Source organism: Williamsia sp. z71 (assembly GCF_059553375.1).
Map to the genome: position 1 here is coordinate 311,139 of NZ_JCANWX010000004.1, position 26,435 is coordinate 337,573.

Sequence of the window (26,435 nt, forward strand, 5' to 3'; positions counted from 1 at the left end):
TGACCAATGTGGATTCAGCTCCATACCAATTGGGGTACAAGGCAATCCACCAATCGGCCGGTTAGCTGATGGTCACCTCACGTGTCCTAGAAATCAATTTCAGACCACCTCCTTCCTCGTGTACCGACGAAACTACTCCCTCCTATCGCGACTCGGCAACAGTATTTTCTGTCGGCGAAACCGCGGGCAGGGTCAGGACCAGATCAGCGTGGTGACGAGCCGGGAGACGGTGCGTCACCACGACAACTGCGCGGTCCGGATCGACCAACGCCGCCGTGGAGGCGTCGAGTAGTTCGGACTGCAACCGATCGGAATCGGCGCGGTCGAGGTTCTCCCCCGGCTCGTCGAGCAGGAGTATCGGCGCTTCGTTGATCAACGCGCGCGCCAGCAGCAGACGCCGGCGCTGACCTCCGCTGACCGAGTCCGCACCTGCGTCGAGCGGCGTGTCGACACCTTGTGGGAGTCCGGCGACCCAATCTCCGAGCCCGACCCGGTTGATCGCGTCGATGATCTGGGCGTCGGTGGCATCCCCCCGCGAGACCAGCAGGTTCTCGCGGACGCTGGTGGTGAAGATGTGGCCGTCCTCGGCGAAGTAGCGGACCGGGTTGTCGGCAGGCCGGGCGACCGTACCGGCCACCGGTGCCAGCAGTCCTGCCAAGGTCAGCAGCAACGACGATTTCCCACATCCGCTCGGTCCGACGATCGCGATCCGTGACCCGCGTTCGATGCGGAGGTCGAGCCCGTCGTCGCCACCGAACATCTCACCGCCGGGCCAACCCCAGCGCAGACCCCGCGCGATCAGGGCATTCGGGTCGGCGCCCGTTGTCAACGTCGGTGCCGGCTGTGAAAAATCGCCGGCGCGGTCGATCATTGCCATGATGCGCCGCGCAGAGTCCCGGCTCTTCTGAAGCTGCAGGGCAGCCTCGGTCATCGGCCCGGTGGATTCGAATGCGCTCAGCGGCAGCAGGATCAGCACACCCAGAGCCATCGGGGACGCCCCGTCCGCCAGTCCGATCCCGATCAGCGCGGCCGCCAGCACCGATACCCCGACCGCCAACGGAACTGCGGCGCCGGCCCAGGCACCTTGTCGGGCACCGCGGTCGCCGGCGTCCACGGCATCGGCTTCGGCGGATCGGGCCTCGTCGAGCAGCGTCTGACGCCGGCCGGCGACCGCCAGCTCCGCGGCATGGTCGAGCACGGTCATGATCGCGCCCGCGTTCCGGGTCCGGGCGGCAGCCTCGGCCCGGCTCGCACTCCGCGCGCCCCCGGCCGCCAGCCAGGGCGCGAGCACACCGCTGACCAGCAACGCGATCGCCAGTACCAGTGCCGCCCACAGCGACACGATGGCCATGATCGCCACCGCCGCGCCGGACACGACGACCGACACACCGATCGGGATGATCGCGCGGATCAGCGCATTGCCGATCTCGTCGACGTCGGTCCCGGTCCGCGACAACAACTCTCCGCGGCGCAGCCCCACCGAGTATCCGGCCGGCCCCCCGGCGAGCGCCAGGTAGAGCCGACTGCGTGCGGTCGACATCGCGTCGAAGGCCAGGTCGTGCGTGGCGAGCCGTTCGAGGTATCGAAACAGCCCGCGGGAGATGCCCAGTGCCCGAACGGACGTCACGGCCACCGACAGGTAGAGAACCGGCGGCATCTGCCATGCCCGAGTGATCAGCCACGCCGACAGCGCCGCCAGCGCCAGTGCACTTCCGGCGCCCATGATTCCGAGCGCCAACGACCGGACCACCGGTTTGCCACGCAGGCCCAGCAGGCCCAACGCCCGCCAGAGCGGGTCACCGCGGAGACCTCGGCGGGCAGATGTGTTGTCAGTGTTCGGCATACGTCACCCCGGTGACTTCGATGATGTCGTCGGCCACCGCGAGCATCGCCGGGCGATGGGCTACCACTACGACGGTATCGCCTGCCATCGCCCGAGACTGCAGGGCGCGCGCCACCGCGAGTTCGGCATCGCCATCGAGATGCGTGGTGGGTTCGTCGAGCAGTAACAGGGGTGCCGGTGAGGCGAGTACCCGGGCCAACGCCAGGCGCTGTCGTTGTCCGGCGGACAACCCCACGCCCCCACTGCCCAGGACCGTGTGCCAGCCATCCGGGAGTCCGGCCAGCACAACGTCGAAACCGCTCGCGCGACAACCGAAATCGCGTTCGCTCCCACCGATCGGTCCGGTCATCTCGAAGTTCTCGGCCACCGTCCCCGGTACCAGGACCGGATGTTGGGGCAGCCAGGCGACCTGTTCCCACAGCGCCTGCTGATCGAGTTCGGTGACCGGGACGTCTCCGATGAGGACCGACCCCTCCTGCGGTGACTGCAGACCCAGGATGGTGGACAGCACTGTCGACTTCCCGGCCCCGTTCGGCCCGGTGAGCACCGTCAGTCGACCGGGCCTGATCGTTGCGGACAGATCGTGTGGAGCCCAGCCGTCACGGCCGTGTACGCCGAGTCCGGCCGCCACGATCTTGGCTCCGGCGACCGCCACCGACCGGCTTCCGACCGGACGCGGGGTGGCACCGCCTTCGATGATTTCGAAAATCTCTCGGGCACTGGCGGTTCCGGCCTCCGAGTTGTGGAACTGCGCACCGGCGTTCCGCAGCGGCAGATACACCTCGGGTGCCAGGATCAACGCCAGAACGCCGCCGTAGAGGCCCATTTCGCCATGCACCAGACGCAGGCCGATGCTGACGGCCACCAACGCGACCGACAACGTCGCGAGAAACTCCAGCACCGCGCCCGACAGGAACGCAACCCGTAACGCCTGCATCGTGCTGCGCCGGTGCGCCTGCCCGAGTTCACCGACGCGGGCTGCCGGTTCCCGTTCACGGCCGAGTGTACGCAATGTCGGTATCCCCGCGATCAGGTCGAGGAGCGCAGATGACAAGCGGCTCATCGCAGTCAGACGCTCGGCGGTTCGATCGCGCGTCAGGCGACCGATCAGGATCATGAACACCGGGATGAGCGGCAGTGTGAAGACGACGATCACGGCCGAGGTGAGATCGGCCATGGCCATCACGACCACCAGCACCGGGATCGCCACCGCGGAAAGCAGCAGCGCCGGAACGTAGCCCGTCAGATATGGACCGAGCGCTTCGAGGCCCTGCGTGAGAATCGTGGCCAGCCGGGTGCGTCGGATCAGGAGTTCCCGAGGCGGGGTGCGGGCCGGATCCGAGACCGCGGCCAGTGCTTCTCCGCGCAGGTCCGCGATCACCCCGGCACTGGCCCGATGCGCGTACCGGTCATGGATGTACACCGCCGCCACCCGCACCGCGATGGCCCCGCCCAACGCCCACAGGTGCCAGGCCTGAGCGTCGAGGCTGCGGCGATCCGGAGAGACGATGAGCTCGGACAGGATCGACGCAACCATTGCGGCGGTGACGATCACGCAGATCACCTGCGTGAGAGTCATCAGCACCGTCAGGATCAGGTACCGGCGCGAGGTCCGCGAATAGCGCCACAGCCGTGGATCGATCGGCGGGCCGGATGCCGCCGGTGTCGCTGCGGTCACTTGGACTGCCCGACCACCTTCGGTCGGCGCAAGGGCAAGCCGATCGACGGCGGGATCTGACTGGTGGAGATGCGCTGGCGGAACACCCAATACGTCCAGCCCTGATAACACAGGACGATCGGGGTGAAGATGACCGCAGCCCAGGTCATCACCACCAGGGTGTGGTGACTCGACGAACTGCTCTCGACCGTCATGTCGAAGGCCGGATCGAGCGTCGACGGGATCACGTTGGGGAACATCGACCCGAGGATCAGTACGACGACACCGGCGATCGCAAAGCACGTGGCGACAAATGCCCACCCCTCACGTCGCCGATACGCCAACGCGGTGGCAGCGATGATCGCCACAGCCGCCACCCCGAGCGCGATCCACGTCCACCCCTTGCCGTAGGAGACCTGCGTCCACAGACCCCAGACCGCGGCGACAGCCGTGGTGGGGACCGCAAGCGCGAACGCCGTCTTCATGGATTCGCCCTGCAGGTCGCCGGCCGTCTTTAGTGCCAAGAACACCGCACCATGGGTGGCGAACAACATCGCCGTGGCCACACCACCGAGCAGAGCGTACGGGGAGAGCAGGTCGAAGAAGTTCCCGGTGAACTGTTCGTCGCCGTCGATCGGCAACCCGCGCACCAGGTTTGCGAATGCCACGCCCCAGAGGACCGCCGGCAACCACGACCCCAGGCCGATGCCGAAGTCGGCCCACCAGCGCCAGCGCGGATCGTCGATCTTTCCGCGCCATTCGATGGACACGATCCGGACGATCAGGCCGACCAAGATCAGGAACAGGGGTATGTAAAAGGTGGTGAACATCGTTGCGTACCAGTTCGGAAACGCCGCGAACAGTGCACCGCCACCGGTGATCAGCCAGACCTCATTGCCATCCCACACCGGCCCGATCGTGTTGATCATCGCCCGGCGACGGGTGTCGCCGGGTACGCCGTTCTTCGGACGGCCGAGGACGGGCAACAGCATGCCGACACCGAAGTCGAAGCCCTCGAGTACGAAATAGCCGAGGAACAGAAAGCCCACCAGGCAAAACCAGAACTCCGCGAGACTCATCAGTTTCCCCAGTCCTCAGTACGCGAACGACAGTTGCTTGGGTTCATCCGGCGACGGCCGTTCATCGTCGGATTCCGGTTTCTCGGGACCATCCCCGCCACCCGGCCCGTTGATCGGCGGCCCGGAATCTGCCGGCGTCGGCCCTTCTCGGGTGTATTTGCGGATCAAGGCGAACCAGATGACACCCAGCGCGCCGTACAACAGGGTGAAGATGAGCAGGGTGACCAGCACCTGATAGCCCGAATGTTGGCTCACCCCTTCCTGAACCGTCAGGTGGATGTTCTTGAGCCCGCCCGCGTCGGCCACGTTCGCCGGATTGGGGGCCACCATCCATGGCTGTCTGCCCATTTCCGTGAAGATCCACCCGGAACTGTTGGCCAGGAACGGTGTCGGGATCATCCAGATCGCGAATGTTCCGAACTTCTTCGAACCCGGGATCCGGCCGCGGCGCGTCAACCACAGGCCCAACACCGCCAGTGCGGCCGACCCCAGCGCCCAGCCGATCATCGCCCGAAATGCCCAGTAGGTGACGAACAGGTTGGGTTTGTAATTGCCCGGACCGAAATTGGCGACATGCTCGGCCTGCAACTCCTCCACCCCCTGCAGTGTGGAATCAAAGCTGTTGTCTGCCAGGAAAGACAGCATGTTTGGCACCTCGATCAGGTGCGTCACCGATTCACAGTTGTTATGGGTACCGACTGCCAGGATGGAGAAACTGGCTCCGGTCTCGGTGTTACACAACGACTCCGCGGATGCCATCTTCATCGGTTGTTGCTCGAACATGAGCTTGGCCTGCCAATCACCGGTGAAGGCCAAGGCGATGCCGCTGGCGATCATCACCCAGAGCGCAAACCGGGTGACCGGCCGATACAACGTCCGCGCATCGTGCTCGAGTTGCTCGGCGGTCTTGCCGTACATGGCGGGTTCCGGATCGTCCGCGACCGCCACCGTCGACGATCCCACCCCGGCGCCGACCCCGACCGGTACGGTTTCCCGGAGCTTCTTGGCCCGCCGTGTGTTTCGGACCATCCACCAGATCCCGATCCCGGCGACAAAGGTCCCCGCGGTCAGGAAGGCACCGGCGATCGTGTGCGGGAATGCCGCCAGCGTGGTGTTGTTGGTCATCACAGCCCACAGGCTCTTGAGTTCTGGGCGGCCTCTGTCCTCGTTCCACTGCGCACCCACCGGGTGTTGCATCCACGAGTTGGCCGCGATGATGAACCAGGCCGAGGCGTTGACACCGATGGCGACCATCCAGATCGTCATCAGGTGCACCTTCTTCGGCAATCGGTCCCAGCCGAAGATCCACAGGCCCAGGAAGGTTGACTCCAGGAAGAACGCCACCAGGCCCTCCAGCGCCAGTGGCCCGCCGAAGACATCTCCGACAAATCGGCTGTACTCGCTCCAGTTCATCCCGAACTGGAACTCTTGCACGATGCCGGTGGCGACCCCCAGCGCGAAGTTGATCAGGAACAGCTTGCCGAAAAACTTTGTGGCCCGAAGCCATTGCTCCTTGCCGGTCACCACCCAGACGGTCTGCATGATCGCCACCATCGGCGCCAGCCCGATCGTCAAGGGGACCAGGATGAAGTGATAAACGGTGGTGATGCCGAACTGCCATCGGGAGACGTCGAGTGCGTCCATTTTTTCTCAATCGCCGGAGGTCTACTACGGTCGGTAGTAGCTGCAGGTTACGCCTCGCTACTGAAGCCGAACAAGGCGATCAGGACCTTTTCGCTGTGCTGATGGCCACTTTCGACAGAATGGGACACATGGTCCGCTCCGGGCCGGGACCTTGTACCCAGACCGTGCTGCTCTACGCCGCGATACCTCGCTCGCCTGTTCTCGGCGACGGTATGCATAACTAAAAAATAGATCACCGAACGCTGTTGCGCGGCGTCAATGGGGTAACAAGAAAGCGGCGCCGCCAGAACAGGCGACGCCGCGACCGGTTTGCGACTTTTACTCGACGGCGCGATCGACCAACGCGGAGAACTCGTCCGGATGATCCGGGGGAACCATTGTGTAACCGTTCAATTCGGTCACCCGCGTGGCGAGCGTGATGCTCGATACCAGCCAGACGGCTTCGGCGCAGACCAGGTCCGCCGGACTCAACGGCTCGATCTTGGTCTCCCACCCCTCCTTTTCCGCCTGCGCGAACAAGGCCTGCTGGGTGGTGCCTTCCAGGATGCCGGATTCCGCCGGCGGGGTCGTCAACGTCTTGCCGTTCACCACGATCACGGTCGAGCGGGGACTTTCCAGCACGAGTCCCTCGCTGCTGGTGTAGATGACGTCATCACAGCCCTGCTCTTTGGCGTAGCGCAGGGCCGCCATGTTGGTGGCATAACTCAACGTCTTGGCGCCCAGCAACTGCCACGGTGCCGCGGCAGCTAGATCGACGGAGTACCCACGGGAGGCGGTGATCACCTTGACACCGTGTTCCCGCACGGTCGCGGCCCGTTCGGGCACCGGCCCCACGGTCAGATACTCGGTCGCGCCGCCGCCATCCCGCGTCAAACCCTTCTTGCCGCCTTCTTTCGCCGCCACCGCATCCACTGGTGCCGATTCCCGTCCACGGGAGTAGACCAGCCGCATCAGCCCTTCGATCGCGCCGTTCTCCTTGGCCCAGACACGGGCGCCGGTGGCGACCGCCTCGGCCCACTGCTCTTCGTCAGGGGCCGGCAGATCGAGTGCCTTGGCACTGCGCGCGAAGCGCTGCAGGTGCAGATCGACACAGCGGGCGGTGCCGTCACGGACCAGCAGCGTCTCGAAAACACCGTCGCCGCGCACGGCAGCGAGGTCGTCGGCGTGCAGAATCGGCACGTCCGGATCGAGAACAGCACCGTCAACAGTCACCAGAATTGGTTGAGCCATAGCGGCAAGGGTAGCGACCCTGCTCGTACCATTGAGAGGGTGACTGAACTGTTGGAATCATTGCGCCCGTCAGGAGCCGTCGGCGGCCTGGAAAATACGCCGGACGAAGCCGTGGCCTGGCATTTCGGGGACCCGTTCGGTGAGCAACGCGCCGCGGCCACCTCGGCAGCCGTCATCGACCGTTCGCATCGCGGTGTGATCGCCCTGACCGGAGAGGAAAGGCTGAGCTGGCTCAACACGATCTCGAGCCAATACGTCACCGATCTCGCGGACGGGCGCAGTGCCGAAGACCTGAGCCTCGACGGCAACGGCCGGGTCGAGGACCACTTCGTGCTCACCGAACTCGATGGCACGACCTGGATCGACACCGAGGCGTCGCGATCCGAGGCGCTGGCCGGTTTCTTGCAGAAGATGGTCTTCTGGGCGAAGGTCGAGGTCGCACCCCGCCCCGATATGGCGGTGCTGACGATACTCGGGCCCGCCACCCGCACCGGCGCGATTGCCGACCTGCTGCAGATCCCAGGTGCAGCAACGGTTTATGACGCCGGAAAGCTGCCCGACGGCGGATTCTGGCGGGTCATGCCCGCCCTGGGCGAACACGGATCGGTCGAATCGATCGATCTGATCGTCCCGACCGATCAGGTCGTCGCCTGGTGGAAGTCCTTGACCGCGGTCGGAGCGGTTCCCGCCGGGATGTGGACCTACGAGGCGTTGCGGGTGCCGGCGCTGCGCCCGCGGTTGGGCCTCGACACCGATGAGCGCACGATTCCGCACGAGGTCAACTGGATCGGCTCACCCGACGAGCAGGGTGCGGTCCACCTGAACAAGGGCTGCTATCGGGGCCAGGAGACGGTCGCCCGGGTCCACAACCTCGGAAAGCCGCCACGCCAGATGGTCCTGCTGCATCTCGACGGGAGCGCTGAGCACCGACCGGCCCCCGGCGACCCGGTCACCGTCGGAGGGCGCGCCGTCGGTCGTGTCGGCTCCGTCGTCGACCACTTCGAATACGGCCCGATCGCCCTGGCACTCGTCAAACGGGGCATCCCGGCGGACACCCAACTCGACATCAACGGGGCCAGCGCCGCGATCGACCCGTCCTCGGTACCGGCCGATGATCGCGTACAGGCCGGGCGTGCTGCCATCGACAAGTTGAAGGGCCGGTAGTCGGCGTGCGCAGCACCTTGGCCAGGCCCCGGGCAGACAAGTTGAAGGGCCGTTGAGTCTGGCGACGGGCACGGTGCTTGCTGTTTGCGCCGTGCACGAAGAACATGCGCTCGCCGGTGAAGTCGGACACAGTGCGATCGACAAGCGGGCCGTCGACGGGCCCGTCGACGTCGACGAGTTCGGCCTCACCATCGACCACGTCTGCGACACCAAACACCACGGCGGAATCGATCAGGCGGTGTACGCCTACGGTGACGACGAGGCCCGACGCTGGGCCGCGGAACTCGGGCGCGAGCTCCCCTACGGCTGGTTCGGTGAGAACCTTCGCATCGCCGGCATCGCGACCACCGACGCCACCATCGGCGAGCGGTGGCAGGTCGGCGACAACGTCTTGCTCGAGGTGACCATTGCCCGGACGCCGTGCCGCACATTCGCTGATTGGGCCCAGGAAGACCACTGGATCAAGCGCTTCTACGCGCGGTCGGACGTGGGTTGTTATCTCCGCGTCGTCGAGGGCGGCCAGGTGCGGGCCGGGGATCGGGTCACGGTGATCTCACGGCCGGATCACGGCGTGCTGGTGCGGCATCTGATCACCGGGCCGGACACCGATTCGCTGAACAAATTGTTGGCGATCACCGACCTCCCGCCGAAGGTGATCCGGGACGCGAACCGCTGGCACCGTCTGGCGAATCGGTGATCGCGACGCGATCTGCCAGTTGATTTACATAGCGCCATCCTGACCCCGGTATGTAAAATTTCGCCACCGGCGCACGAGCTGGTCCGCATCACCCCTCCGGGCACGGTAGACTGTCTTTCACGACCATATTTGTAACCACAGAATGGGGCCGCCACATGTTTGGCCGCCCCTTCATTGCGCGAGGGGGTCCCCAATGGGCCGCGGCCGGGCGAAGGCGAAGCAAACGAAAGTTGCTCGTGAACTGAAGTACAGTGCTCCGAACACTGACTTCGACCGCTTGCAACGAGAGCTGTCAGCCAGCGAATCATCAGTTGACCCGAACGATGGGATCACTGACGATCGATGGTCCGATGAAGATGGGTGGCGACGGGCCTGATGGCCGTCGCGGGTCCGCGACACACGGACTCGGTCACCCCTTCATTCAACAGCCCCCTGAAGTGCTAGACCTCAGGCGGGCTGTTGTCATACCCCCATCACGGCGACGTTTGAGCCGCAATTGCTCACTCGCCCATGGCAATTCGATCAGGCCCGAGACGAATCAGGGCTCCGATACAAAAGGTTCGGCCGACGAGATCGTCGGCCGAACCTTTTTGCATCTGGGGGAAATCAGAACCGTGGGTGCTCGCCCATCAGTTCTGCAATCCCGTTCTTTGCGCCCTTGACCGGCTCGGCCTTGGTCGAGTGCGACTTCTTGATCGAGCCGAGCACCCAGCAATCGAGGTGCCGTGCGGTCAGTACCGCCAGGGCGCGATCAGTGTCTTCCGGCGCGACGACCGCGACCATTCCGACGCCCATGTTGAAGGTGCGTTCCATCTCTGCGCGTTCGACGCGGCCGCGCTGCGCGATCATCTGGAAGATCGGTGCCGGTGACCAGGTGCCACGGTCCAGTTCGGCCACCAGGCCGCCGGGGATGACGCGCGCGAGGTTGTCGGCCAGGCCGCCACCGGTGACGTGTGAGAACGTGCGTACGTCGGTTTCTGCGGCGAGTGCGAGGCAATCCTTGGCGTAGATGCGCGTCGGCTCGAGCAGTTCCTCACCGAGGGTCCGTTCGAACTCCTCGACATGACCGCCGAGATCCATGTGGCCCCACTCGAGCAGGACCTTGCGGGCCAGCGAGTAGCCGTTGGAGTGCAGACCCGAGCTACCCATCGCGATGACGACGTCACCGGGCCGGACCCGGTCCGGGGAGAGCACCGAGTCGGCCTCGACGATGCCGACGCCGGTGGCCGACAAGTCATAATCGGACTCGCCCATCAAACCCGGATGTTCGGCCGTCTCGCCGCCGAGCAGGGTGCATCCGGCTTCGACACAGCCGTCGGCGATGCCCTTCACCAGCTCAGCGACCACTTCGGGCACGACTTTGCCGACCGCGATGTAGTCCTGCAGGAACAGTGGTTCGGCGCCACAGACCACCAGATCGTCGACGACCATGGCGACCAGGTCGCGTCCGACGGTGTCATGCTTGCCCATCGCCTGCGCGACGGCGATCTTGGTGCCCACGCCGTCGGTGGACGATGCCAGCACCGGCTCGCGGTAGCCACCCTTGAGTTTGAACAGTCCGGCGAATCCGCCGAGGCCACCCATGACTTCGGGACGCAGGGTGCGCTTGGCGTGCGGGGCGAACAGCTGTACCGCCCGGTCGCCGGCATCGATGTCCACTCCCGCCGCAGCGTAAGAGGCGCCGCCGGGCTCGTTGTCGGTCATCTCGCGTCAGGTTCCCGTTCTCGAAAGGTTGGCAGGAAATCCTGCCGGGGCGGTGAATAATCCGGCTTCACGCTACCGGAGCGTGGTCTGGCCATTACTGATGGGCGGTTCGAAATCTGCGGGTACGGACATGCATGAACCCGGAGCCGATCTTCGCCGATCTTGCGGGCACCAGGTGCCGAACCGGTGAAACAGCACGATTTGGCGCTGTTTCACCAGCACTCAGGGTCGACGGACAGCGCTGGCGTTGTCGTTGTCTGTGATGACGTCCTGATCGGTTGCCGTCTTCTTGAGCATGGTCTCGAGGACCGCCTTGCCCATCGACGTCTCGCGCGGCAATTCGATGGGGTACTTGCCATCGAAACAGGCCGCACACAGGTTCGAGGCGGGTTGCTCGGTCGCGGCGATCATCTCTTCGGTGCTGATGTACGCCAGCGAGTCCGCGCCGATCGCCTGGCGAACACCCTCGACCAGGTGCTCTTCGGAGTCGGCACCATTGGCGATCAATTCGGCCGGCGAGGCGAAGTCGATGCCGTAGAAGCAAGGCCAGCGCACCGGGCTCGACGCGATCCGCACGTGCACCTCGGCCGCGCCTGCTTCCCGGAGCATCCGGACGAGCGCACGCTGGGTGTTGCCTCGGACGATCGAATCGTCCACCACCACCAGGCGCTTGCCCCGGATGACCTCTTTGAGCGGGTTGAGCTTGAGCCGGATACCCAGTTGACGAATGGTCTGCGAGGGCTGGATGAACGTTCGCCCGACATAGGCGTTCTTCATCAGTCCCTGGCCGTACGGGATACCCGATTCCTGGGCGTATCCGACCGCTGCGGGGGTACCTGATTCCGGAACCGGGATCACCAGATCGCCATCGGCCGGGAACTCACGGGCCAGGCGGCGACCGATCTCGACACGGGTGGTGTGCACCGACCGCCCGCTGATCACACTGTCGGGACGGGCCAGGTACACGAACTCGAAGACACAGCCCTTGGGCGTGGCCTCGGCGAAACGACTGCTTCGGACTCCGTCGGCGTCGATGGCCAGGAGTTCTCCGGGTTCGATCTCGCGGACGTAGGACGCGCCGACGATGTCGAGCGCGGCGGTCTCAGAGGCCACCACCCAGCCACGATCAAGGCGTCCCAGACACAGCGGGCGTACGCCGTGTGGATCCCGCGCGGCGTACAGCGTGTGCTCATCCATGAAGGTCAGGCAGAAGGCTCCGCGCAGCTTCGGCAGCAATTCCATCGCGGCCTGCTCGAGGGTTGAGTCCGCGGCGCCGTGTGCGAGCAACGCGCCCACCACGTCGGAGTCCGAGGTGGCGCCGCCGGCCCGACGGGAATCCATCACGCCGAGTTCGCGTGCCTCGCTGGCCAGGTCGGCGGTGTTGACAAGATTTCCGTTGTGCCCCAACGCAACACCGGTGCCGGCGGCGGTGGTCCGGAAAATCGGCTGCGAGTTCTCCCACGTGGTGGAACCGGTGGTGCTGTACCGGCAGTGGCCGATGGCGACGTGGCCCTGCATGGCGCCGAGCGTCTGCTCGTCGAAGACCTGGGAGACCAGGCCGAGATCCTTGAAGACGAGCACTTGGGATCCGTCGCCGGTCGCGATGCCGGCGGCCTCTTGTCCCCTGTGCTGCAAGGCATATAGTCCGTAATAAGTGAGTTTTGCCACATCCTCACCTGGAGCCCAAACGCCGAAAACACCGCATTCTTCCCGCGGTTCGTTCTCTGGCTGGTCGGCATCGAGCAGATTCTTGCTGTTGATCGACAGCTCGGTCACTTGCACTCCCATTGGTGGGCTGGTGGAGGGCCTACGAAAGAGTCTACGGGGCCGGGATTCTCCATTGCGAATCGCCGCGGCGTGTCGGCGCTCGCACGGATCGAGTGTCGGTTCGTCACACGCGCAAAAGCGGCAGCCAATGAACGATCTCGGTGGCCCGGCTTCCGGATGCGGAAACGCTGCCGTTCGCGAGTGCACCCGCGAGATCCAGTTGTCCGGTGGCCAGCAGCAGCCAGGTGCGGGGATCGGTCTCGACGACGTTCGGCGGCGTGCCCCGCGTGTGCCGGAGTCCTTCGATGCACTGGACCGCCACGAACGGCGGCACCCGCACCTCAACCGAACCGCCCGGCGCCAATTGGCCCAGGGTTCGCGCGGTCATCCGCACGGCGTCGGCGATCTCTTTCCTGGTCGGCTCGGCGGCTTCGGGATCACGCAGCCACGGCGCCACGGTTTCGACGGCTGTTCGCATTGCGGCCGGGTCGACCGACTTCTGAGGTGCCACAACCCCATCGTGGCACCCACTCGCCGTCACCCGGAACCACGGTCTCGCCCGAGCCGTCCGAATCGGGATATACGGTGAGCGGACGCGGTCACCGGGGGGTGCTCGTTTGGAGGGGGACATCCGATGCCATTGTTCGAATCAGATACTGCAGCGACGCGCTGATGCCGTCCGCCATCGCGCACTCGGCGCGGAGATCAACACCATCGACGCCACCACCTCCACCACAGACATCTCGGACTCGTTGCCCGGTTCGAAAGCGGGTATCCACGCAACCCGCAGCGGATCTGCGGTGGAACCGCGTACACCGCGGTGGCAACCCGATTGAGCGCGTATGCCGACGCCTCGGTCGCGGCCGCTGACACCTTCGGCAACACTGAAGTGGACTCGTCAACCACGTTCAAAGTGCTACGGCTGCAGTGACCTACACCGTCAGCGGCGTCAGGAAATGGCAGCCCTCGCTGTTGAGCCTCGCGGCAACAAGCCTTGAGACAGCCACATCGACTTCGAGACCAAACTGAACACCGCCCGTTCGGTGGCTTCTGAACCAATACCAGTCGTCGGATGGGCACACTGCCGAAGCAGCGTGGCAGAAAGCCGAAAAGACCATCGGCTGGGTATCCGTGTAGCCGACGCAACAGACAAGGTGAGCCGTGCAACAACTCGCCGATGAGGACGATGCGGTGGCTTTTGCACTCGACGGTGCCAACGACGAAGTGGACGCCACGAAGGGCGAGGTGGCTGCGGGCCGGGACTACGCTCCGCCGTCACTGGTGGGCCTGACGCCCGAGCAGGCCAAGACCGTTCTGGAGGATCCACGATTCCAGGAATGGGTGAAGAACCATCCGGACGCCGCGAAACCGGTCTTGGACGCGGCATTTGATGCCGGGCTGGTACCGAAGACCTCCTATGGCCCTTTTCTTCAGAACTATTGGCTTCGAGAGTCTTTGGAAGAGGCCGGTTCGAAGACCTCATCTTCTGGCGCTCGTTTGACACCACGGAAGGCGCGCAGCAAGAACTCGCGCAGGCCACCGCACGCTGGGGAATACTCCCCGAGAACGTCGACACGTGGACACGCATCACGAACAAAGCCGACGACGGCACGGAAAAATGGAGCCTGGGCTCGGGTGTCGGGCCTACCGGACTCATCATCGATAAAACGCCAGCATCAAAAATGGTGTCCAGGTTTTTCAGTACTACGTCCATCTCAACCCACTCACCTACAACCCCGAAAACATCGAAAGCATCCGAACCACCGGCATCAGCCATCGTCCCGTCCGTTGACCAGCACACTGAAGAGCGAAGCCAGATTGTCTACCGAACACCATCGAAGGAACCCACACCCCGGCATCAGCTACGCCGATACGACCAACCGTCCACGGCGTTGCCGGCCCTCATCGGCGCACCGACTATCGTCTTGAAGAGAACCTGCACTTCGAAGGAGCGTCACCACCATCAGCGCCACCCTGCACACCACCGGACTCAGCGCCGGTCACGGCGAACGCACCCTGTTCTCTGATCTCGACCTCGCGGTGGCCGACGGTGACGTCTTCGGCCTGGTCGGCCCAAACGGCGCCGGCAAATCAACGCTCCTGACGCTGCTCGCCGGGGTCGGATCCGCGGACTTCGACGGCACCATCACGCTGAGCCCGCCTGACGCCGAGGTCGGCTACCTCGCGCAGGAAGCCGAGCCGACCCCGGGTGAGACCGTCCGCGAGTTCCTCGCCCGCCGCACGGGCGTGGCAGAGGCACAGTCGGCGATGGACGCCGCGGCCGAAGCACTCGGTGAGGGCGGCGACGATCTCTACTCCCCCGCTCTCGACCGCTGGCTGCACCTGGGTGGAGCCGACTTCGACGAACGCGCCGAGCAGGTCGCAGCAGATCTCGGCCTGACCGTCGACCTAGATCTACCGATGTCGGCGCTGTCCGGCGGGCAGGTGGCACGAGCCGGGCTGGCCGCACTTCTGTTGTCGCGCTACGACATTCTCCTGCTCGATGAACCGACCAACGACCTCGACCTCGACGGCCTGGCGCAACTCGAGGAGTTCGTGTCGAGCTCGCGGACCCCGATGGTCGTTGTCAGTCACGATCGTGAGTTCCTGGCGCGCACCGTCACCGGAATCGTCGAACTCGACCTCGCCCAACAGCAGGTGTCGGTGTATTCCGGCGGCTACGAGGCATTCCTGGTCGAACGTGAGGTCGCCCGACGACACGCCCGTGAGGCATACGACCAGTATTCCGACACCAAGGATGCGCTGACCGATCGCGCTCAGATGCAACGCAATTGGATGGAACACGGGGTCCGCAACGCGCGACGCAAGTCCAAGGACAACGACAAAGTCGGCAAGGGCCTGCGACTGGAGTCCACCGAGAAACAGGCCTCGAAGGCCCGGCAGACCCAACGCCGAATCGAGCGGCTCGAAGAGGTCGCGGAACCGCGCAAGGAGTGGGAGCTCCGCATGGAGATCGCGGCCGCGCCTCGTTCGGGCACCGTGGTCGCCACCCTCAACGAGGCAACGCTGACCCGCGGCGAGTTCACACTCGGCCCGATCAGCACCCAAGTCGACGCCGGTGATCGGATCGTCATCACCGGCGCCAATGGGTCCGGCAAGTCGACACTGCTCTCACTACTACTCGGCGCGCAGGTACCCGACTCGGGTTCGGCGTCGCTGGGGTCGGGTGTGCAGATCGGCGAGGTCGACCAGGCCCGCGGATTGTTCACCGGTGACACCGCTCTGGCCGATGCGTTCGCCGCGCAGGTCCCCGATCAGACCGACGCGGACGTCCGAACTCTGCTGGCCAAGTTCGGCCTGAAGGGGCATCACGTCACCCGCTCGGCCGACTCCCTGTCACCCGGGGAACGCACGCGCGCCGCCCTGGCCCTGCTTCAGGCTCGCGGCGTGAACCTGCTGGTGCTCGACGAACCCACCAACCACCTGGATCTGCCCGCCATCGAGCAACTCGAGCAGGCGGTCGAATCATTCTCCGGCACAGTGTTGTTGGTGACGCACGACCGCAGAATGCTGGCCACGGTCCGGGCAACGCGGCGTTGGCAACTGGCCGGCGGTCAGCTGACCGAGACCTTGGCCTGAGCCGAACCCCGTCACGAACTCGATCTACGATCGCCGCCGACGGACCCGCGGCTTCCAGGTCGAGTAGGCCAATGCGGTCAGCGCATCCGCGGTCTCGTCGCAGAACGACTCATGGTCGGCGAGCCCGACCGTCAACGCCCGGATGGCCGTTGTCGCAACAAGAAGGTCGAAGATCGAGTCCGCCCGCTTCTCTAGTGATTTCGGCGGCCACCCGGGCAGGTCGCCGCGAAGCAGATTCCGCAGCAGGACCCGGACATCGTGCTCCGACCGATTGACGAGGCGCTCGTAGAGATCACCCTCGTGCTGGTACGCGAGCATGAGGCCCGGAATCGCCGCCCGCGCAACAGGGTTTGCGAAATGCCGCAGGAAGAGCTGCGCCCACGTCCGCAGGTCGGCCCACAGGTCACCGGTGGCCTCCGGGACCACACCCGGCTCGACGGTGCCGAATGCGGCGTCCTCGATCAACGCTTCCCGACGCGCCCAACGGCGGTAGATGGTCGGCACCCCCACGCCCGAGCGCCGGGCCACCGCGGCGATCGTCGCCGCCTGAAAACCGCCCTCGACCAGCAGTTCCCGAGCCGCCCGCAGGACGTCGATGTCCTTCTGGGGATCACGTGGTCGACCGGGGGGCGGTTGGGCTGAGGTGGTCACCCGATGAAAGTACCGCAAAACCCACATTCAATTACGTTCCATGCCCTAACGTATTGCTTGTTGCCTCAGGCTCCCCCGATGAAGGAGACCATGCCCGTGTTGACACCCAACGACGAGATCCTGGCTCACCAATTGCCGACCACGTTCGACCACGTATCGCAGAGCGATCTGCGCTGGGTGGAACGCGTTGTGATGTACGGGTTCGACAAATCCGGCGACCTCAACGTGATGACCGGGATGGCCCGCTACCCCAACCGCAACGTGACCGACGCCTACGCAATGGTCACCAGTCGCAATGGCCAGGCCAAGGTGGTCCGGATGTCCACCACACTCAACCCGCAGACCGGTGGTCTCGGTGAATACACGATCGGCCCGTACACGTACACGATCGAAGAACCTTTGCGCCGGGTACGAACTCAGGTCGCACCCAACAACCAGGGACTGAGCCTGGATCTACGCCTGACCGGCCAGTTCGACGCCTACGAGCAGACCGCCGCGTTTCACCGGGTCCGCGGGCGCGTCTCGGAAGACGCGCGCCGGTTCTATCAGAACGGCATGGTCGAAGGCTGGATCGACATCGACGGTGAGCGCATCGAGATCGATCCGCAGCGTTGGTGGTTCGGTCGGGACCATTCGTGGGGCATCCGACGGGGAGGTGGCGGCGGCAGCCTTCCCGACGGAACCGAACTCCAGCCGACCGATCTGCCCGCGGGAGTCCTCTACTACATGGGGATCTTCCAATTCGACGACGAGCTGGTGCATTTCGCGCAACGGGAGAACAGCGACGGGTCGAGATGGCAGTTCGAGGGTGAAGTGCTCTACCCTCTCGGCTCCGACCGGCCACACGAGGAGATCATCGATGTGGAGCACGACCTAAATTTTCGCGATGATGCCCGAGTCGTGTCCGGGGGGACCTTCACGGTCATCCGTGGCGACCGGTCGAGGAGCACCATCGAGGTGCATCCGATGACCGACTTCTGGCCCGGACTGGCCGGTTACGACCACTACAACGGTTACGCCAGCGGGTATTACCGCGGTGACGACTTCCGCGACGGTTTCACGGTGAACACGAACGATGCCGAGGCACTGGCCCCGGTTCGGATGCTCAGCGAGACCCTGTGTGAGGTCCGCATGGACGGCAAGGTCGGGCACGGATTGGTCGAGATGGTCTTCATGGGCGCCTACCCGCGCTACGGATACCAGGGCTGGTGAGGCCATGACACCGACCCCGCCGTCCCGACTGTCGGTCGACGAACTACCTGCCGCGCTCGAAGCCGTACTACGACAGAGGGTTCCGAACGCCGCCGGCGCCACCATCCTCGATTGGAGAGCCGCGCAGCAGGGATTCTCCACCGAGACATACCTCTTCGACCTGGTCGATGTCGGGCCGACGGCCGATGCCCGCGCCGAGGCGCAGGGTCTGGTGTTCCGGCGACCACCGGACTTCGCGGTCCTGCCGGACTTCGATCTCCGGCGGCAATACCTCGTGATGCAGCGTCTGGCCGGCTCGGCGGTCCCCGTGCCGAAGATGCGGTGGATCGACGCCGACGGAACCGACCTGGGAACGCCGTACTTCGTCATGGACCGCATCGATGACGTCGTCACCGTCAGCGATGTCCCCGCATACCACCAGCAGGGCATCTACGCCGACGCCGATGACGCGGGCCGGGCGCGGCTGTGGAACGGATGTGTCGACCTCATCGCCCGGGTCCACCAGATCGATACCGCCGAAAGGCGCCTGGGTTTCCTGGATCTCGGCGGGTTCGGCACGAAGCCACCGCAGCGTCTGGTCAACTTTCTGCGATACGCGCTCAACTGGGCGGGCAACGGCAGTCCCCTGCATCCGGGCCTGGCGAATGCACTCGACTGGGCGGACCGCCACCTGTACGAACCGGCTCGGGTCGCGTTGTGCTGGGGCGATTCCCGGATGTCCAACGTTCTCTACGCCGACGCCGACCACCATCCGGTCGCAGCACTCGACTGGGAGATCGCCTACCTCGGGGACCCGGGCGCCGACCTCGCCTGGATGTTCCTGACCGATTGGGTCAGCAGTCCACTGCAGGACCACAGTCCGGCCGGCGGAACGCCATCACGTCAGGAGACACTCGAACGGTACGAGCGGCTGACCGGAACGCGGCCGACCAACATGCTGTTCAACGATGTCACCGCTGCGCTACTGCTGGCCGTTCCCCTGATCAGGCTCAACACGAAACTCGAACTCGACGGTATCGATCTCGCCGACATCTGTGCCCAGCGCCTCGAGATCGTACTCGGTGGCGGCTGACGTCTACCGGCCACCGGACATCCACGTGCACCCGGCATTCCGTGGCACGATGGGACGATGGGCACGGAGGTCGGCAACCGGGAATTCAGCCGGGAGGACAGGCGGCGTTTTCGTCAGCAGGTGGGACGTTGCACGGAAGCGGTCGCGCGCATGCTGGCCGACGGGCTGTTCACCGACCAGGGAAACCCGCCGGAACCCCTGCTGGGCATGGAAGTCGAACTCAATCTTGTTGACCGTGCGATGAATCCGGCGATGGCAAACGCAGCCGTGCTCGACGTGATCGCCGATCCCGACTACCAGACCGAACTGGGCCAGTTCAACATCGAGATCAACGTGGCCCCCCGTCCCTTTGTCGGCGCCGACACCGTATCGCTCGAGTCGAGCCTGCGCGATTCACTGAACCGGGCCGAGGCGAGGGCCGCGACCACGGACAACCACCTCGTCATGATCGGCATGCTGCCGACCCTGCGGCAAGAGCACTTTGCGCATCAATGGATTTCAGCAAACCCACGCTATGACCTGTTGAACCAGCAAATCTTTGCTGCCCGCGGCGAGGACATCGAACTCGACATCACGGGTGTGCCTCTGGTGCCCGGCGACCGTCCCGACCATCTGCAGACATCGATTGATTCGATCCTGCCCGAGGCCGCGTGCACGTCGCTGCAATTGCATCTGCGTGTTGCCCCCGAGCGCTTCGCCGATCATTGGAATGCTGCTCAGGCATTGTCCGGGGTGCAGGTGGCACTCGCAGGCAACTCGCCGTTCCTGGCAGGCAAGGCCCTGTGGCACGAGAGCCGCATCCCGGTTTTCGAACAGGCCACCGACACCCGCCCACAGGAGCTCATCAACCAGGGCGTGCGGCCGAGGGTGTGGTTCGGGGAACGTTGGATCACAACCATATTCGACCTTTTCGAGGAGAACACCCGATACTTTCCCGCCTTGCTACCGGTGGTGTCGGAGGACGACCCACTGGCGCAGTTGGAAGCCGGTGAGATACCTGAGCTGACCGAACTCCGAATGCACAACGGGACCGTGTACCGGTGGAATCGACCGGTCTACGACGTCGTCGACGGGCAGGCGCATCTGCGCATCGAAAACCGTGTCCTGCCTGCCGGACCGACCGTACTCGACATCATGGCGAACACAGCGTTCTACTACGGGACCCTGCGCGGACTCGTCGACGCCGAACGTCCGATCTGGTCACAGATGACGTTCAATGCAGCAGCAGAGAATCTCCACACCGCGGCCCGAGACGGTATGGATTGCCAACTGTATTGGCCGACAGTCGGATGGGTACAACCCGACGAGTTGGTGTTGCGCCGGTTGCTGCCACTCGCCGAAGACGGTTTGCGGGCATTCGGAGTCGCGGCCGACGTTCGGGATCGATACCTGACCATCATCGAGGGCCGGGCGATCAACGGGCAAACCGGTTCCGTGTGGCAACGCGCACGGGTGGCGGCCCGGGAGGCGGCCGGCGACAGCCGTGAGGTCGCACTGTCGGGCATGCTCGGTGAGTACATCGATCGCATGCACGACGGTGCGGCCGTGCACACCTGGGATCTGTGACATCCCTTGATGTGTCCGGCCGCACCCATCGAACCTACTACCGGGTGACCACCGGTTCCGGCTCGAACGATTGCGCATGCTTGTTCGGATCCAGCAACCCGCTGACCTTGAGCCCGACCATCGTCAAGCCGGCAAAGATCAGCACGCCTCCGGCGACCCACATTCCGCTGTTCTCCGAACCGGTGGCATCGGTGAGTCCTCCGGTTATGTAGGGCGCAGCGAAACCGGACAGATTAGCCAGTGAATTGATCAAGGCGATCCCGGCGGCCGCTCCGACCCCGGTCAGGAACTCTCCAGGGATCGCCCAAAAGACCGGGTAGGCCGCAAACACTCCGATTGCGGTCAGGGAGATCACGACCATGACAGCGATCGGCGATCCCAGATAGAGCGCGATGGGAACAGTCAGTCCGGCAAGGAATACCGGTGCCGCGACGTGCCACGCCCTCTCGTACTTGCGATCCGAATGTCGCGTCCAGTACACCATCGCCAGTGCTCCGAAGAAGAACGGGACGGCCGTGATCAGGCCTGTCTGGAACAGGTTGAAATCGGTACCGAAGGTCTCCGAGAATCCGGCGATGATCGACGGCAAAAAGAAGCTCAGTGCGTAGATCCCGTAGCCCACACCGAATTCCACGAGCGCGAGTCCGAGTACCAGTGGACTGGTCAGGACACGTCGGAGAGTCCACGGATCGCCCGCTTCGGTTTCCTTCGTATCCGCGTCCATTGTCGCCGTCAGCCAGGCACGTTCTTCCGGGTCGAGCCACTTGGCGTCCGCAGGCCGGTCGGTCAGATAGAACCAGCACACGATTCCCAGGATCACCGCGGGTAGCCCCTCGACCAGGAACATGATCCGCCAGCCCGAGAATCCCATGAAGTCATGGCTGTATTGCATGATTGCCGTTGACACCGGGGCCCCGACCACTGCGGACACCGGAACCGCAAGCGCAAACAATCCGATGGCCTTGGCCCGCTGGCGTCGCGGGAACCAGAACGTCAGGTACAAGATGACACCCGGGTAGAAACCTGCCTCCGCAATGCCGAGAAGGATTCGCACGACGTACAACACGCCGGCACTGTTCACAAAGGCCATCGCCATGGCAATGATGCCCCAGGTCACCATGATTCGGGCGACCCACATACGCGCACCGAACTTGTGCAATGCCAAGTTGCTCGGGATCTCGAACAGGAAGTACCCGACGAAGAACAAGCCTGCGGCGAGGCCGTAGGCAGCTTCGCTCAGTCCCAGGTCCGCACTCATCTCCAGCTTCGCGAACGCAATATTCGTCCGGTCGACGTAATTGATGAAGAACAGAACCGCGATGAACGGGATCAACCGGCGTGACACTTTTCGCATCACACGTTCGCCGAGTACATCGAGTTCGTCGGCGGCCTGTCCCCCGACCTTCACTCCAACCTGCTGCTTGTTTGCCATTTCCGTTCCTCAACCAGTAGCGGATGTCAGATGGGTGGCGGAATACCACCCGGATAAATCGGTCCAAGACATGCATCAGCCACTCCGCATCCTCAAGAAACCGAAGAATTGCAAATGGGCCGTTGAGTGTCTTCAGTTAGAAATAGGCGGAATCTTGAAGGCCAGAAAAGAATGAACCTGGCACTCCAGTGCACCACTGGTCCGCCCCAGCATCATTCGGTGACAAAAGGCGTGGACCCGAATCCAGGTCCACGCGTTGCATGCACAGCGTTCGTACGTACATGCCGAATCCTCTCCGGAGTTCCCCATACACCCAACCTGTGGGGCTCCAACGATGCTTGGACAAGTTGATGATAGTGAGTCTTGCATACAATCTGCCGTCCGGTGGTTTCTTTTGCGTTACTTCTAATCGCCCCAACGCCACACACCGCGTAACCCGAACATTTCAATTTGATCCCTTTATCGCAGCACGTAGACAACTGAAAACCGGACATTCAACAGGAAAATCGGAAATCTCGCAGCCGCCGATGCTCACCAATTGAACATCATCAAATTCGTTACCGCTCCGGATAAGAAACTCGCCGCCGATGACCGCTCAGCAGAGACTCACGACCTGCGGACCGGCCAGTCATCCGTGGGCAGCACCCACATCTGCAGCGCCCTTTCGTCGCCAAGCGCCCGGAGCTTCCCCGACAGAGCGCTTGAAGGCTCGGTTGAAGGCCGATTCGGATTGATATCCAACAGCACTCGCGGCCTGCGCAACACTGAGTGAACCGTTCTGCAACAGTCGGGCAGCAAGCTGGAACCGCCATCGGGAAAGGTAGGTCATCGGCGGTACCCCCACGTAGGCGGTGAACCGATCGGCAAACGAGGAGCGGGACATGGCCACCTCGTGGGCCAGTCCTTCAAGCGTCCACGGCTCGGCGAACCGACCGTGGATGAGCCGCAGTGCCGAACCGACGTCGGGGTCGCGAATGCCGGCCGCCCAGCTGCGAGCGTCTGGGGACAACCCGTCGATGTGGGCACGGAGCGCTTCGACAAACATCAGTTCCGACAGTTTCGCGAGCATCGCCTCCTGCCCGGCGTTGCGACCGTCACTCGCCTCGAGGGCCGCGTCGAGCAGCCGCGACATCCAACCCCAGCTACGACTCGACACGGGGGCGTGGACCATGCGCGGCAACGATTCGAGCAACGGGTTGAACGGATGCCGGTCACAGGCGAAGTATCCACACACGATCCGGCAGCGATCGGCGTTCGTGTCGCTGTTGATGTCGATGACGAACGGCAGGGCTTCAGTCAACGGCCGGTAGTACCGGGACAGATCCGGCTGCCCGCGGAGGCCTTGAGCCGATGCGAGCAGGTGTGCCTCGCCGCTGGAGACGATCACCATCTCACCGGCCCGCAGCAACTGCGCGGGTTCGGGCGCATCGACCGTCTCGACCCAACAAGAACCAAGAGTCAGGACGTGGAAGGCGATCAGGTGTTCGGCGTCCGTGGCGATCTTGGCAGCGATCACATCGGTGGGTGGACTCTCGAGAACGAAGGGCGAGCGGGCATCGATGTCGAAGTACACCGCACCGGTCAACCGCACAGCGAGCAAAACGTCGGATAGGACGTCCATGGTGTGACTCCCGGACGATCGGACAACTCTCCCGGACGTGCGGCAAAGACCGAGCCGCAACGTGGACGTACGGGCAAGTCCTTCGGGGTAATGGGCATTCCCGCACGTCACCGCTGCTTCGTACCGTTCAACTACCCAGTCTCCCACCATGTGAGTCCGTACAGAAGGAGCACACCAAATGTCCGCTATCGAAGCCACCCCGGATGCCGTCATCTCCGAGTTGCGTCAGACCATCCGCGGTCCGCTGATCGGTCCCGAAGACCCCGACTACGACGAGGTACGGAAGGTCTACAACGCGGCCATCGACCGTCATCCGGCGGCTGTCGCCTGCGTCGCGGATGTCGCCGACGTGATCGCCTGCGTCAACTTTGCGCGCCGCCATCAGATCCCCATCGCGGTCCGCGGCGGCGGTCACCACGGTGCCGGGTTCAGCGTGTGGGATGACGCCCTGGTGATCGACTTCCGCACACAACGCTCTACCACCGTCGACCCGCAGGCAGGCACCATACGCGTGGACGCCGGCTGCACCTGGGGCGATGTGGATCATGCCAACGCGGCATTCGGGAGGGCCACACCGTCCGGCTTCGTCTCCACAACCGGGGTTGCAGGACTGACACTAGGTGGTGGTACTGGTTATCTCACAAGGCATTTCGGCCTGACCATCGACAATCTGTTATCCGCCGACGTGGTGTTGGCCGATGGGTCTTTTGTGACCGCAAGCGCCGACAGCCAGCCCGATCTGTTCTGGGCGCTACGCGGCGGTGGCGGAAACTTCGGCGTGGTCACCTCGTTCACATTTCGATCTCACCCGGTGGGTGACGCCGGTGACGTCATCGGCGGGCCGGTCCTCTACGACATTGCCGATGCCGAGGAGGTCTTCAGGTGGTACCGCGACCTGATCCCGACGCTGCCCGACGAGCTGAACGGCTGGATCGGTGTCCTGGAGGTCCCCGGCGGGCCACCCTTCCCCGAGGAGCTGTGGGGCCGAAAGGTCTGCGGGATCGTGTGGTGCTATTCGGGGCCGCACCAGCAGGCCGACCAGGTCTTGGCACCCGTTCGGGACTTCGGCTCACCTCTTCTGTTCGGCCTGGCACCGATGCCGTTTCCCGTGCTTCAGAGCGCGTTCGACGGTCTGCTGCCCACGGGCTTGCAGTGGTATTGGAAGGCCGACATCTTCGAGGAGATCACCGGTACCGCGATCCCACTTCACCGTCGGTACGGCGAAGCCCTCCCGTCGTCCCTGTCGACAATGCACCTGTATCCGATCAGCGGCGCTGCCGAACGTGTCGCGGAGGACGCAACCGCATTCCCCTACCGCAACGGCGGATGGAACGGAGTCATCGCCGGGATCGATCCCGATCCCGCCAATCTGGGACGGATCACAGAGTGGGCCAAGAACTACTGGGAGGATCTGCACCCGACTTCTGCCGGCGGCGGCTATGTGAACATGATGATGGACGAAGGCCGCGAGCGCGTGCAGGCCGCCTATCGGGGCAACTACGATCGGCTCGCGGACATCAAGCGAACCTATGATCCGCACAACCTCTTTCGGATCAACCAGAACATCGTGCCGACCTGATCCCCGACGCGGCTGTTCACCGGGCCGCGTTCTTGATGAATTCTTCTACTCCCGCAGCAGGTTTGGTGCCGCCGAAGTAGCCGCCGCGAACATGGCGCCGCTGGGTGTTGTCGTCGGTGGCCCGGGCCGCGGAGTGCCAGAGGTAGGCGTCGTGCAGGATGATGTCGCCGCGTTCGGCGTAGATCCCGACCTCACCGCGGATCTTTTCAAAACCCAACGGCATCTCGAAAGGTGGCTTACGACTGGTCCGTCCACCGGATGGCCGAGCGGTGTCGGGAACGGATACGCCGTTGACGTTGCGGTACGGGGCCGGGGTGTCCCAGAGGTGACTGCCCGGAACCACCCGCAGAAACCCGTTGGCCGGACTGGTTCCATCGACGTGCAGGGTGAATGCCGTACCGGGCCACACATCCAGACTGGGGCTGGACTGCCAATCCGAATGCCACCCGATTCGGGTGTATCCGGACTCCTTCCCGGGACGGGCGTCCTGATAGACAACCCCATACTGCTCGTGATCACGTAACCAGGAATCAGGGCCGAGGATTCGGTTCATGACCTCGCGCATCACCGGGCCGGAGATCGCAGAATCGACAGCGGGCGACACCTCGCTGACGTATTCGACATAGTTGGCGAACTTCTCGGCCTTGGCGGCCTCGTCGAGGAAAATGGTCGACCCGTATCGGGCATCCAATTCCCCGGCGATCACACCATGTTGCGCGGCAACACATTCCGATTCGATGGCGTCGACGTCGGCCGCACTCAGCGCACCCCGCAGGGTGGCATATCCATACATGTCATAGAACCAGACCAGGCCCTCGAGATCGTCGGGACCGAAGACGCCGGGTGTGGAAAGCGGTGCAGCCATGGACCAGACTTTAGGCGCGCAACGGCAATCCGTCAGCGCAAGTGCCCTCGAT

Annotated in this window: 20 protein-coding genes; 8 read left to right on the forward strand and 12 right to left on the reverse strand. The window is 64.2% G+C overall.

The features are described from left to right. Nucleotides 1–142: 142 nt before the first annotated feature. From cydC to AC51GR_RS12205, 5 genes are all read right to left on the reverse strand, one after another. Nucleotides 143–1,843, reverse strand: a complete 1,701-nt coding sequence (gene cydC / locus AC51GR_RS12185) for a thiol reductant ABC exporter subunit CydC (RefSeq protein ID WP_496324900.1) — start codon at nucleotides 1,841–1,843, stop codon at nucleotides 143–145. Beyond that, complete coding sequence (gene cydD / locus AC51GR_RS12190) at nucleotides 1,830–3,521, reverse strand: thiol reductant ABC exporter subunit CydD (RefSeq protein WP_496324901.1); 1,692 nt, start codon at nucleotides 3,519–3,521, stop codon at nucleotides 1,830–1,832. The genes cydC and cydD overlap by 14 nt, the downstream gene beginning before the upstream one ends. Next, entirely contained in the window at nucleotides 3,518–4,579 is a 1,062-nt protein-coding gene (gene cydB / locus AC51GR_RS12195) for a cytochrome d ubiquinol oxidase subunit II (RefSeq protein WP_496324902.1), read from the reverse strand. The genes cydD and cydB overlap by 4 nt, the downstream gene beginning before the upstream one ends. 15 nt (nucleotides 4,580–4,594) lie before the next feature. Further along, nucleotides 4,595–6,223 (reverse strand): cytochrome ubiquinol oxidase subunit I, encoded by a 1,629-nt coding sequence (locus AC51GR_RS12200; RefSeq protein WP_496324903.1) that lies wholly within the window; start codon nucleotides 6,221–6,223, stop codon nucleotides 4,595–4,597. Between the two features lie 318 nt (nucleotides 6,224–6,541). Next, nucleotides 6,542–7,453 (reverse strand): aminodeoxychorismate lyase, encoded by a 912-nt coding sequence (locus AC51GR_RS12205; RefSeq protein WP_496324904.1) that lies wholly within the window; start codon nucleotides 7,451–7,453, stop codon nucleotides 6,542–6,544. A gap of 30 nt (nucleotides 7,454–7,483) precedes the next feature. Between AC51GR_RS12205 and ygfZ the strand changes: the two genes are divergently transcribed. The 3 genes from ygfZ to AC51GR_RS12220 all read left to right on the forward strand — a co-directional run bounded on the left by ygfZ (nucleotide 7,484) and on the right by AC51GR_RS12220 (nucleotide 9,690). Beyond that, a complete protein-coding gene (gene ygfZ / locus AC51GR_RS12210; protein ID WP_496325058.1) occupies nucleotides 7,484–8,617 on the forward strand; it encodes a CAF17-like 4Fe-4S cluster assembly/insertion protein YgfZ in 1,134 nt (377 codons plus the stop codon). 58 nt (nucleotides 8,618–8,675) lie between these two features. Then, a complete protein-coding gene (locus tag AC51GR_RS12215) occupies nucleotides 8,676–9,314 on the forward strand; it encodes an MOSC domain-containing protein (RefSeq protein ID WP_496325059.1) in 639 nt (212 codons plus the stop codon). Nucleotides 9,315–9,507: 193 nt separating this feature from the next. Further along, nucleotides 9,508–9,690, forward strand: a complete 183-nt coding sequence (locus AC51GR_RS12220) for a DUF3073 domain-containing protein (protein ID WP_020105045.1) — start codon at nucleotides 9,508–9,510, stop codon at nucleotides 9,688–9,690. A gap of 230 nt (nucleotides 9,691–9,920) precedes the next feature. Here AC51GR_RS12220 and purM read toward each other — a convergent pair whose 3' ends face one another. The 3 genes from purM to AC51GR_RS12235 form a co-directional block, all read right to left on the reverse strand. Next, nucleotides 9,921–11,018 (reverse strand): phosphoribosylformylglycinamidine cyclo-ligase, encoded by a 1,098-nt coding sequence (purM, locus tag AC51GR_RS12225; protein WP_496324905.1) that lies wholly within the window; start codon nucleotides 11,016–11,018, stop codon nucleotides 9,921–9,923. A gap of 222 nt (nucleotides 11,019–11,240) precedes the next feature. After that, entirely contained in the window at nucleotides 11,241–12,794 is a 1,554-nt protein-coding gene (purF, locus tag AC51GR_RS12230; protein WP_496324906.1) for an amidophosphoribosyltransferase, read from the reverse strand. 115 nt (nucleotides 12,795–12,909) lie between these two features. Beyond that, nucleotides 12,910–13,296, reverse strand: coding sequence for a sterol carrier family protein (locus AC51GR_RS12235; protein ID WP_496324907.1), 387 nt, complete (start codon nucleotides 13,294–13,296; stop codon nucleotides 12,910–12,912). A 1,451-nt stretch (nucleotides 13,297–14,747) separates the two neighbouring features. On the opposite strand from AC51GR_RS12235, the gene AC51GR_RS12240 reads away from it, so the two are divergent. After that, nucleotides 14,748–16,385, forward strand: a complete 1,638-nt coding sequence (locus tag AC51GR_RS12240; RefSeq protein ID WP_496325060.1) for an ABC-F family ATP-binding cassette domain-containing protein — start codon at nucleotides 14,748–14,750, stop codon at nucleotides 16,383–16,385. Nucleotides 16,386–16,409: 24 nt separating this feature from the next. Here the strand turns inward: AC51GR_RS12240 and AC51GR_RS12245 are convergent, their stop codons facing one another. After that, nucleotides 16,410–17,036: a TetR/AcrR family transcriptional regulator gene (locus AC51GR_RS12245; RefSeq protein WP_496324908.1), complete on the reverse strand. Its 627-nt coding sequence runs from the start codon at nucleotides 17,034–17,036 to the stop codon at nucleotides 16,410–16,412. Nucleotides 17,037–17,132: 96 nt separating this feature from the next. On the opposite strand from AC51GR_RS12245, the gene AC51GR_RS12250 reads away from it, so the two are divergent. Genes AC51GR_RS12250 through AC51GR_RS12260 form a run of 3 tightly spaced genes read left to right on the forward strand, consistent with a single transcriptional unit; the run spans nucleotide 17,133 to nucleotide 20,886 of the window. After that, nucleotides 17,133–18,248, forward strand: a complete 1,116-nt coding sequence (locus AC51GR_RS12250) for an Rv3169 family protein (RefSeq protein ID WP_496325061.1) — start codon at nucleotides 17,133–17,135, stop codon at nucleotides 18,246–18,248. A gap of 4 nt (nucleotides 18,249–18,252) precedes the next feature. After that, nucleotides 18,253–19,320 (forward strand): phosphotransferase family protein, encoded by a 1,068-nt coding sequence (locus AC51GR_RS12255; RefSeq protein WP_496324909.1) that lies wholly within the window; start codon nucleotides 18,253–18,255, stop codon nucleotides 19,318–19,320. A gap of 57 nt (nucleotides 19,321–19,377) precedes the next feature. Then, nucleotides 19,378–20,886 carry a glutamate-cysteine ligase family protein gene (locus AC51GR_RS12260; RefSeq protein ID WP_496324910.1) on the forward strand — a complete coding sequence of 503 codons (1,509 nt, stop codon included), beginning with the start codon at nucleotides 19,378–19,380 and terminating at the stop codon, nucleotides 20,884–20,886. A gap of 37 nt (nucleotides 20,887–20,923) precedes the next feature. On the opposite strand, the gene AC51GR_RS12265 is transcribed toward AC51GR_RS12260, so the two are convergent. Then, complete coding sequence (locus AC51GR_RS12265; protein ID WP_496324911.1) at nucleotides 20,924–22,318, reverse strand: MFS transporter; 1,395 nt, start codon at nucleotides 22,316–22,318, stop codon at nucleotides 20,924–20,926. Nucleotides 22,319–22,946: 628 nt separating this feature from the next. Beyond that, entirely contained in the window at nucleotides 22,947–23,939 is a 993-nt protein-coding gene (locus AC51GR_RS12270) for an AraC family transcriptional regulator (RefSeq protein ID WP_496324912.1), read from the reverse strand. A gap of 178 nt (nucleotides 23,940–24,117) precedes the next feature. Between AC51GR_RS12270 and AC51GR_RS12275 the strand changes: the two genes are divergently transcribed. Then, nucleotides 24,118–25,518 carry an FAD-binding oxidoreductase gene (locus AC51GR_RS12275; protein WP_496324913.1) on the forward strand — a complete coding sequence of 467 codons (1,401 nt, stop codon included), beginning with the start codon at nucleotides 24,118–24,120 and terminating at the stop codon, nucleotides 25,516–25,518. 16 nt (nucleotides 25,519–25,534) lie between these two features. On the opposite strand, the gene AC51GR_RS12280 is transcribed toward AC51GR_RS12275, so the two are convergent. Continuing rightward, nucleotides 25,535–26,383, reverse strand: a complete 849-nt coding sequence (locus AC51GR_RS12280; RefSeq protein ID WP_496324914.1) for a phytanoyl-CoA dioxygenase family protein — start codon at nucleotides 26,381–26,383, stop codon at nucleotides 25,535–25,537. Nucleotides 26,384–26,435: the final 52 nt, after the last annotated feature.

Coding starts and splice junctions, on each gene's coding strand:
- AC51GR_RS12255 (WP_496324909.1), top strand. CDS start 18,253: ATGACACCGACCCCGCCGTCCCGACTGTCGGTCGACGAACTACCTGCC.
- AC51GR_RS12270 (WP_496324912.1), bottom strand. CDS start 23,939: ATGGACGTCCTATCCGACGTTTTGCTCGCTGTGCGGTTGACCGGTGCG.
- AC51GR_RS12265 (WP_496324911.1), bottom strand. CDS start 22,318: ATGGCAAACAAGCAGCAGGTTGGAGTGAAGGTCGGGGGACAGGCCGCC.
- cydB (WP_496324902.1), bottom strand. CDS start 4,579: ATGAGTCTCGCGGAGTTCTGGTTTTGCCTGGTGGGCTTTCTGTTCCTC.
- cydC (WP_496324900.1), bottom strand. CDS start 1,843: ATGCCGAACACTGACAACACATCTGCCCGCCGAGGTCTCCGCGGTGAC.
- AC51GR_RS12275 (WP_496324913.1), top strand. CDS start 24,118: ATGTCCGCTATCGAAGCCACCCCGGATGCCGTCATCTCCGAGTTGCGT.
- AC51GR_RS12220 (WP_020105045.1), top strand. CDS start 9,508: ATGGGCCGCGGCCGGGCGAAGGCGAAGCAAACGAAAGTTGCTCGTGAA.
- AC51GR_RS12200 (WP_496324903.1), bottom strand. CDS start 6,223: ATGGACGCACTCGACGTCTCCCGATGGCAGTTCGGCATCACCACCGTT.
- AC51GR_RS12205 (WP_496324904.1), bottom strand. CDS start 7,453: ATGGCTCAACCAATTCTGGTGACTGTTGACGGTGCTGTTCTCGATCCG.
- AC51GR_RS12280 (WP_496324914.1), bottom strand. CDS start 26,383: ATGGCTGCACCGCTTTCCACACCCGGCGTCTTCGGTCCCGACGATCTC.
- purM (WP_496324905.1), bottom strand. CDS start 11,018: ATGACCGACAACGAGCCCGGCGGCGCCTCTTACGCTGCGGCGGGAGTG.
- AC51GR_RS12260 (WP_496324910.1), top strand. CDS start 19,378: ATGGGCACGGAGGTCGGCAACCGGGAATTCAGCCGGGAGGACAGGCGG.